Origin of the sequence: Clostridioides sp. ZZV15-6598, assembly GCF_020657705.1 — a bacterium.
GTDB classification, from domain to species: domain Bacteria; phylum Bacillota; class Clostridia; order Peptostreptococcales; family Peptostreptococcaceae; genus Clostridioides; species Clostridioides difficile_F.
This window is the reverse complement of sequence record NZ_JAGWCS010000265.1, coordinates 1-1,592: the sequence shown is the minus strand read 5'-3', so window position 1 is coordinate 1,592 and position 1,592 is coordinate 1. Positions and strand designations below refer to the sequence as shown.

The following is a 1,592-nucleotide window of genomic DNA, read 5'->3' as shown; positions in this document are numbered from 1 at the left end:
CCAGTTGCATATTTAATTCTTTGACTTAATTGATTAGTTAATTCTGTTATCCTATTTTGCAACTCCTCAATATTAGCATCTCCACTGTCAAAACTTGTTTTAATTTTCTCTGACAACTCCACCAGTGTATTATTTAAACTTGCTTCTATATTCTTTAATGCTAAAGTATTTATAATACTTGTTTTACCACTTTTAAAACTTTCTGCAATCTCTGTTAACTTGGATGATATATCTTGTAGGTTAGCATTAATCGGTAGTGGCATTATACTTTTGCTTATAGTAACAACTTGCTCGCAAGTCATGTTATTAATATCTGTCACAATTATTTTAAGTGTGTGAAGTGCGTTATCTTCAAGTGTATAATTAATAGTTTTTTCTAAGTATAAATCTGTTGTTATAGTCTCTTTTAATACATTATCAAGATACCATTCAATTTTAGATAGTTTATTTTCTTCTGTATGTCCTGCTGTGAAAATAGTTTGTTGAGATGTATAAGAATTAATAGTAAGGAAAGGTAAGCCTTGTAATAGCGTTATTTTAGCTTTTCCATCTCCTCCTGCAATGCCTCCACCTGTTATTGTGCTAGAATTTTCTAGCCAAAATTCCTTACTTGGTATATATCCAACAGGTCTATAACTACCATTTTTAAAGACATAACCACTACCACCACCTGCATTATAACCACTTCCACCTCCATACCATCCACCACCTCCACCTCCATAATTTTCTCCTGAACTGGTTGATATAGCACTTCCACCTTTTCCAAAAGAGCCATCCGACCCCACTCCGCCTTTGCCGCCGCTAGTTTGAGTTCCTTTGCTATCTGATTTAAAACCGTCACCTCCAGTATCTCCGCCACCATCACCACCTTTTGTTTCAAAATTATTTCTACCACCTCCACCTGCTACAATTATTCTAGATAAAAGACTTTGCTCATTATCCCAATTTCCACCAACAATTCTTATATCTGTTGCTCCACCACCATTACAATATACGGTTCCACCATCAGAAGTTCCCTCGTGCATCATTGCTTTTCCTCCACCGTTGAATGGAGAATAATTGGAACCTCCCCTACCAGTGTAAACATACAATGCTGTCTCTTTTTTTAATGTCAGTTCACCTTTAGAATACCCTCCTTTAGAACGTAAGTTAGCATCGGTTATTTTACTACCCCCACCACCAGCTGCTCCCCAGCATTCGAGTAAGTACTTTCCTGGTGGCAAAACAACTTTTTGTTCTCCGTATACACAGTCAAAATCATAAATCTTAGCCATTTCAACATTCTCCTTTCTATATAGGTAATATATTATTTATTGTATTTATATTAATCTCATTAAAATTTTCTATCTTTGCAACAACTTCATCAATCGCATTCTGAACATTTGTAGCAGTAAGATTACTTGTTGCATTATTATAACTTGTTTTCTCTGCTGTTGTTTCTATGCTATCTACACTAGTTTTTACTTCATTCAATGCACTAACTATATTTGTTTTATCTGTTGTATTAAGTTGTGCTGTATCCCCTATTTTTGTATTTAACTCTGTTTTAGCAGTTTCTATATTGCTTGCTAATTCTGCTTTAGTTGTATCTA

At 34.5% G+C, this 1,592-nt stretch carries 1 protein-coding gene and 1 pseudogene; both read right to left on the bottom strand.

The window, feature by feature from the left end:
• On the bottom strand, positions 1 to 1,274 hold a 1,274-nt coding region (locus tag KGF50_RS21405), incomplete at its 3' end, for a glycine rich domain-containing protein (protein ID WP_227849931.1).
• Positions 1,275 to 1,290: 16 nt separating this feature from the next.
• Positions 1,291 to 1,592, bottom strand: a pseudogene (locus tag KGF50_RS21400) (phage tail protein); the annotation flags it as partial.